This is a genomic window from Methylomonas lenta, assembly GCF_001644015.1.
GTDB lineage: Bacteria > Pseudomonadota > Gammaproteobacteria > Methylococcales > Methylomonadaceae > Methylomonas > Methylomonas lenta.
The window spans coordinates 21541-27997 of sequence record NZ_LUUI01000125.1 but is presented as its reverse complement, the minus strand read 5'-3'; the positions used below and the strand labels follow the sequence as shown (position 1 = coordinate 27997).

General features: G+C 44.4%; 7 protein-coding genes. All 7 read right to left on the bottom strand.

The genetic code is table 11. The annotated features are described in order from the left end of the window. Window positions 1-87 precede the first annotated feature (87 nt). The 7 genes from A1359_RS15130 to A1359_RS15100 all read right to left on the bottom strand — a co-directional run bounded on the left by A1359_RS15130 (window position 88) and on the right by A1359_RS15100 (window position 6391). Entirely contained in the window at window positions 88-1407 is a 1320-nt protein-coding gene (locus A1359_RS15130; RefSeq protein WP_066984843.1) for a hypothetical protein, read from the bottom strand. 82 nt (window positions 1408-1489) lie between these two features. Further along, the gene (locus A1359_RS15125; protein WP_066984840.1) at window positions 1490-2431 is read right to left on the bottom strand and encodes a YbgA family protein; all 942 of its coding nucleotides are present in this window, start codon (window positions 2429-2431) and stop codon (window positions 1490-1492) included. Window positions 2432-2433: 2 nt separating this feature from the next. Then, window positions 2434-2952 carry a lipocalin family protein gene (locus tag A1359_RS15120; RefSeq protein WP_066984854.1) on the bottom strand — a complete coding sequence of 173 codons (519 nt, stop codon included), beginning with the start codon at window positions 2950-2952 and terminating at the stop codon, window positions 2434-2436. Between the two features lie 15 nt (window positions 2953-2967). After that, on the bottom strand, window positions 2968-4338 hold the full coding sequence (locus tag A1359_RS15115; protein WP_066984837.1) for a cryptochrome/photolyase family protein: 1371 nt from the start codon (window positions 4336-4338) through the stop codon (window positions 2968-2970). A 6-nt stretch (window positions 4339-4344) separates the two neighbouring features. Then, on the bottom strand, window positions 4345-4857 hold the full coding sequence (locus tag A1359_RS15110; protein WP_066984831.1) for a hypothetical protein: 513 nt from the start codon (window positions 4855-4857) through the stop codon (window positions 4345-4347). Between the two features lie 14 nt (window positions 4858-4871). Further along, window positions 4872-5777, bottom strand: a complete 906-nt coding sequence (locus A1359_RS15105) for a TIGR01777 family oxidoreductase (RefSeq protein WP_066984828.1) — start codon at window positions 5775-5777, stop codon at window positions 4872-4874. Between the two features lie 47 nt (window positions 5778-5824). Next, the gene (locus A1359_RS15100; RefSeq protein WP_232322273.1) at window positions 5825-6391 is read right to left on the bottom strand and encodes a protein-methionine-sulfoxide reductase heme-binding subunit MsrQ; all 567 of its coding nucleotides are present in this window, start codon (window positions 6389-6391) and stop codon (window positions 5825-5827) included. Window positions 6392-6457 lie beyond the last annotated feature (66 nt).

Sequence of the window (6457 nt, the reverse complement as noted above, 5' to 3'; positions counted from 1 at the left end):
GATTTCGGGGTCCACTTTAGGGTACTATCTTGAATGTCAACCATGAATGTCTTGGTTCAATACAAATTTGAACCGACACTTATGGCTTTATTTTTTCGACTTCAATTTACCAAAAAGCCCTGAAAGTTTGGAGGTTACCTTATCAGTCTTTTCAACGGCCCCTGCTTTCAATTCTGAGTCATCAAGAGTTACTGAGACAGTTTCCTTTTTTAAAGGCTTGGACTGTTTGTCTGCGGACTTCTTGAATCCACTAAACAGGCCGGAAAATTTCTCAGTTAAACCCTGGCTTTCGCTGGGTTTGGTCTTATCAGCTTCAGCTAATTCAACAGACTCGACCTTGGTTACGGGTTCAGCCACCGATTGAGCCGCTGCAACCTCAGATTGATCTGACTTGGCATCAACTTTGCCTGGACTGCCCATTTTTTCATCCATTTTGGCGATTTTGTCCATAGCTTTACCAAACAGGCCTTTCATTTTGTTGCCCGAGTCGTCTGGTTGTGATTTTGTTTCTGTTGGCTGTTTAGTGCTGGTTTCAGATACGGGTGAAATCGGCGCTGGCGATTTTGGCTCGGTTTTAACCGGTTCTGGCTGATTGATTTCAACGGCTTTCTTGCTGATATCAGGATTTGTAACAGGCTCGGCATAGTTATCAACCAATACGGCTTGTGCCTGACTGTGAATAGCCGCTAAATTTTGTTTTTCCAATGCCAGTGCCTGTGCCACTTCATCCTGACGTGTTTGCATATCTTTGGCTAACTGCTGCTTATCGGCTTCCAACTGACGTTGCGCGTCTTCGTAATGCTCTATCGCCAACTCTAATTTAGCCAATTGTTGGGTCTGGGTATCTAGGCGGTTTTGTAAACTACTGACCAGCATTTCTTTTTCAGCCAATTTTGCGGTTTCTGCATGAAACGTCAATTGTAATTGGGTTTTAGCCTGCTGTTCGGTTTGGAAACGCTCAAGCACTCTAGCCACTACCGCTTCATATTCGGTCAGTAGATTTTCTGACTCGGCAGCCGGCAGGTTATGCTGGTTTAGTTCAAAACAATCAACCATGGTTGCCAAGCTATTGGCCAGCTGATTATTGCTGGCCTGTAAATGCTGTGATTCGGTTTCGGCTTTCTCGACCGCCTGTTCCATGCGTTCATTCGCTTCTGTATATTGTTGTTGCAGGGTTTGCAATTCTTCCTTAGTCTCATCCAGGCTAGTTTGGGTTGCAGTTTTGTCTTTTAGAAGCTTAGCGTTGCTTCTTTTCAAAAAGCCAATACGAATGCTATAAAAAACAGCTGTGATCAACCAAACGGAAACCGCTAAACAAATGGCATATTCCCGATTATCCAGGGTCAATTGATACCAATTTTGCAGTAGTTCTTGATAATAGGGCACGAGCTTTTGCAGAGCTTCCATAACAGGTTCCTTTTATAATTATTGGGAAATCAGACCAAGTCAATTGAGCTAATTTTAAAATGGGCATTATATAACGGCAGACTTATATCTCGTTGAGTAACGATAATTCTGCCGGATGCGGCGTCATGTAAAAAGAAGCATCTATAAAAGCATCCGGCTGTTTTCGGAAATGGTGACGTAATAAGGTCAAAGGTACAATCAAGGGTACGCTACCCTGACGGTAGGTTTCAATGGTTTCTATCAATTCCTGCTTATCATCACTATCAATATTTTGCTTTAAATAACCTTGTATATGTTGCAGTACATTGACCTGATTACCTCGGGTAGCCACAATTTTAAGACAGGCCATCAAATCGACAATATAGCGCTGAGCAATAGTATCGATATTATCGGCCCGCACGTCGGCAATCAGCCTGCCAAGCTGTTTGGCCCGATTCTGATCATGACTCATGGCAATCAGTTTGTGTTGACTATGAAAAGTCATCAGAGCATGTGCCGATAAGGGTTGTTGAAGCATTTGCTGCCAACGATGCCGCACAAATACCCGCTGGATAAAGTTTTCCCGCAGCCCTGGATCGCCCAGCCGACCTTCTTCTTCAATCGGCAAGGTTGGAAAATGTTGTTGCAAGTAGTCGGCAAACACCCCTACCCCGCCTCGCGCCGGAATATCGTTTTTATATACTTTAACCCGCTCCATCCCGCAACTGGGTGAATCTTTTTTTAGAATATATCCGCACAAACCTTCCAACCAGCTGCGCTGTTTTTCGCCTACTTGTTGTAAGGCTTCGGTGACGTCCAGACTGTGATCCTTCACCCCGACTACGCGTATATGTTGCTCAACTTCCCGTAGTTGCACCGCCGGGCGCGGCGTACCCAAGCCTGCCTCCACTTCCGGACAAAAGGCTCGAAATTGAAAATACTGGCCCAAAGTACGTTCTATATAGCTGTTATATTTATGTGCGCCATCGTAACGCACCAGATTGCCCAGCAAACAACTGCTGATACCGACAGAAATTGTGTCCATGTTTAATCTTGGGGTTGTAAGTAAATTAAATCCTGGGTTGGAAAGCCCAGCGTATTGGCTTGTTGAACTAATTGTTTAAGAACCGCTTGATTTAGAGTCGGCGTACGGGCAAGAATCCATAAATAGTCTTTGCTGTTACCGGCAATCATCACATATTGATAGTCCGCTTTATCCAGGGCGATAATGTTGTAGGCGCCATAAAACGGCCCAAAGAATGATACTTTCAAGCGTCCCACATCAGGACCATCAATAAAATACGCGCGGCCTTCCGCTGAACTGCGCCGATTTTCTGCGGCATTGTAGCCACTGTTAATAACTTTTACGCCGCCATCATCACGCAGACTGTATTCGGCGGATACCTGAGTCAGGCCGCGTTCAAAACTATGATCGAGTCTGGCTATCTCGTACCAGGTACCTAGATAACGCTGTAATTCAAACCCAGTAATGGGTTTTACTCCATCAGGAACGCCGGTGCAAGACGTCAACAATAAACCACAAATCAAGATCAAAAGTCGTAACATCAGCATATTATCCCGTTAAGGTTTAGGGCAATTCTGGAACAAGGTCTTGGCTTGCTGACTGTGCAAACCATGTTCCAGCATGGGCGGCGGATAGTCGCAAGCCAAAGGTTTTTTGTACCAGTTATGAATCACACTGGGCGAATAATCAAGTAATTCCGGCAACCAGCGTTTGATATACAGGCAATCAGCATCAAATTTTTTCTGCTGTAACCATGGATTAAAGATGCGGAAATAAGGTTGAGCATCACAGCCTGTGGAAGCTGCCCATTGCCAATTACCGTTATTCACGCAAGGGTCGTAGTCCAATAAATGCTGGGCAAAATAGCGTTCGCCCCAACGCCAGCTAATCTGTAAATCCTTGACTAAAAATGAAGCCACTATCATTCGCACCCGATTATGCATAGTACCGGTTTGATTTAATTCGCGCATACCGGCATCCACAATGGGAAAGCCAGTACGACCCTGCGTCCAGGCCTGGAATTCATCCGGATTGTTGCGCCATGCAATAGCATCGTATTGCTGGTGAAAAGCATGACCAAATACCTGCGGAAAATAAAACCCTATATGGGTAAAAAAATCCCGCCAGTAAAACTGCCTTAACAAGGGGTGTTCGCTACCCAGACTTTCAACTACCGCATAATAGGCTTCTCGTATTGAACAACAGCCAAACTTTAGATAAGCCGATAACTCGCTGGTAGCCGAGAGCGCCGGAAAATCGCGCTGTTGACTGTAATCGATGCATGAGGCTAACGCATCCAGCTTTTCCAAAGCGGCTTTGCGTCCACCTGACACTGCATTCTGATGGCTTTGGGTTGAACGACCTATTAGATCGTCCTGATCAGCGCCCTCTATTCCAATCAAACAGCCGGATGCCAATGGCTGCGGCAAAGCCACAGGATACTGACGGGAACGATTATAAAATGCAGTAAACACCTTATATGCCGAACCATCAGCTTTTAGCGTCTGTTCCGGCTCGTTCAATAAAGCGTCTGCAACGCTATGAAAATCCAGCTCTTGTTCATCACAAACCTGCTGCAAATCCGCATCACGTTGGCGACTAAAGGGCGTGTAATCACGATTGACGAACACAGCATCAATACCCTGCTGCTGAGATAGTTGTTTAATCAATACCTCGGGCTCAGCATGAAACAAATTGAGCTTGCTTCCTTGTTGTAAAAATTGTTGCTGCAAATCCACCAAAGCTTCCAGCATAAATTGCAAGCCAGGCCGGCTTTGATAGGGATGGCTTTCAATCTGTCTGGGGTCGAAAATAAACCCCGCTATCACCTGTTCGGACTGCTGCAAAGCCGCATTTAAACCTGAGTTGTCAAACAGCCTTAAATCGCGGCGAAATATAAACAATGATTTTACATAGCGTTTTTGCATAAACGATTAAACGCAATCGCCCCACTGAATAATCATTTGTTGGCAATTGAACAGAATATTGGGAAAGTACTGATAGATTACCCAGCGTAAAGCGTAGTCACAATAAGCCATTACGGTCATCCAGCGCGCGATTGTAGGCCATATTCTGGAGGCACTATTTTTAGAACAGCGCCAGACCGCACCAGTCCAGTAAATCAATGGCATGGCCATAATGATATGCATGGTGATCCAGCTCGCCACGGTAAAGCTGCCATCTTGCACCCGGTAATCGATGTAAAACAGGACCCCATTAAACAAGATAAAAAATGGCCAAAACGCGTCTTTTAATTTCAAATACCCTAACCAACTCCATTGCAAATAAAAATACAAGGTTGCAGGCGTGCGTTCTTGGCTATCCAGCGCAGGTATTGGCGTTATGGCATAAATCAATACGGCCAAGGCCGACCCGACCATCAAGGCTTCTAGCCAGGTTATGAATGAAGTGTAAGCAAATAATAGCGATAGACTGTCAATAAGCATGGTTTTTTATTTTTTTAGTTCAACAGATTTTGTAAGGCCAAATCCAGTTGGGGGAATTGAAATTCAAAACCTTGATCTATTAAACGCTTAGGTAAAACACGCTGACTACCAAGTATCAGGGCTGACATTTCACCCAACAAAGGTTTTAGGACAATTTCCGGCAGAGGCAGTAGCATAGGCCGATTCAAAGCAGCGGCCAAAGCCGCGCTAAATTCTGCGTTGGTAACCGGTGCCGGGGCTGATGCATTATAAGCACCTTGCATGGTCGAGTTTTCTAACATCAGTTGCGCTAGCGCCAACCAATCCTGCAGATGTATCCAGGACATCCATTGCCGACCATTTCCCAACCGACCGCCCAAACCCATTCTAAACGGCAAAAGCATACGCTTTAACAAACCGCCGTCCTGCCCTAACACTAATCCGGTACGGATTAAACAGACTCTTACGCCCAAGGCTTCGGCTTGTAGGGCCGTCGCTTCCCAATCGGCACAAAGTTGTTGAGAAAAATCGACCACCTGAGTGCTTTGCTCTGTCAGCACCTCATCGCCATGCTCACCGTATATCCCAATTGCCGAGCCATTTAGCAACACGTCTGGTTTTTGCTCGGAACCCGCTATCCAATCGACCAGTTGTTGGGTTAACTGGATGCGACTAGATCGTAAAACCTGCTTACGTTTGTCATTCCAGCGTTGATCGAAAATACCGGCACCTGCCAGATTAACAATGGCCTGGAAACTACCCGCATCAGGCAAATCGGAAATCTGGCTTACAGCTTGCACCTGATCACCAAAAGTACGAACGATCTTATCCGAACTGCGACCAAACACTACGACATGTTTACCCGCATGTAATAATTTAAATGCTAATGCACTGCCTAAAAACCCAGTGCCACCTGTGATCAAGATAGATTGGTTCGACATAGTCATTACTCCGTAGCAGACTAAATAAAGAAAGTGTTATAAATTTCCTAAACAGCGTCGTTGCTTTCCTCAGTGATTTTTTTACCTTTGGGTATCATCAATCTAGTCAGTTGGCGATTTTTAAACCAAACCAGGGCCCTAAAACCGAGTAAAAATGCAATGATGGTCAAGTAGAATAAAGGTTGAAATAAATTACCTTTTAATTGCCAGAAATAATGAATAATGGCAGCTCCGGCAGCATAGTAGATAAATCGGTGCAGCTTTTTCCAATATTTACCTAAGCGTTTTTTGGCTACTTTTGGTGATGTTATTGCTAATAAAATAATAATAATGTAAGCAACCAAACCAAACCAGATATAAGTACTTTGCAAAATATCAATACCAATCATGCTCCATAAGCCGGCATGATCGACATATAAATAACCCAATAAATGCAAGGTGGCATAAAAAAAAGCATACAAACCCAACATTTGCCGATAATCGGCCATACCTCGCCAATTTGTCATGGTCTGTAGGGGAGTGACGGCTAACGTCAAGCATAAAAAACGCAAAGCCCAATCTCCTGATCGAATATGAATGGCTTCAATTGGATTAGAGCCCAAATTATTATTCATAATATCCAGCAATAACCAAAACAAAGGCAATAAACAGGTTATTGATATTACTATCCAGGCGTTATT

Bases quoted from the DNA above. Each gene is read 5' to 3' on its own strand.
- A1359_RS15130 (WP_066984843.1), bottom strand. From the start codon at position 1,407: ATGGAAGCTCTGCAAAAGCTCGTGCCCTATTATCAAGAACTACTGCAA.
- A1359_RS15125 (WP_066984840.1), bottom strand. From the start codon at position 2,431: ATGGACACAATTTCTGTCGGTATCAGCAGTTGTTTGCTGGGCAATCTG.
- A1359_RS15120 (WP_066984854.1), bottom strand. From the start codon at position 2,952: ATGTTACGACTTTTGATCTTGATTTGTGGTTTATTGTTGACGTCTTGC.
- A1359_RS15115 (WP_066984837.1), bottom strand. From the start codon at position 4,338: ATGCAAAAACGCTATGTAAAATCATTGTTTATATTTCGCCGCGATTTA.
- A1359_RS15110 (WP_066984831.1), bottom strand. From the start codon at position 4,857: ATGCTTATTGACAGTCTATCGCTATTATTTGCTTACACTTCATTCATA.
- A1359_RS15105 (WP_066984828.1), bottom strand. From the start codon at position 5,777: ATGTCGAACCAATCTATCTTGATCACAGGTGGCACTGGGTTTTTAGGC.
- A1359_RS15100 (WP_232322273.1), bottom strand. From the start codon at position 6,391: ATGAATAATAATTTGGGCTCTAATCCAATTGAAGCCATTCATATTCGA.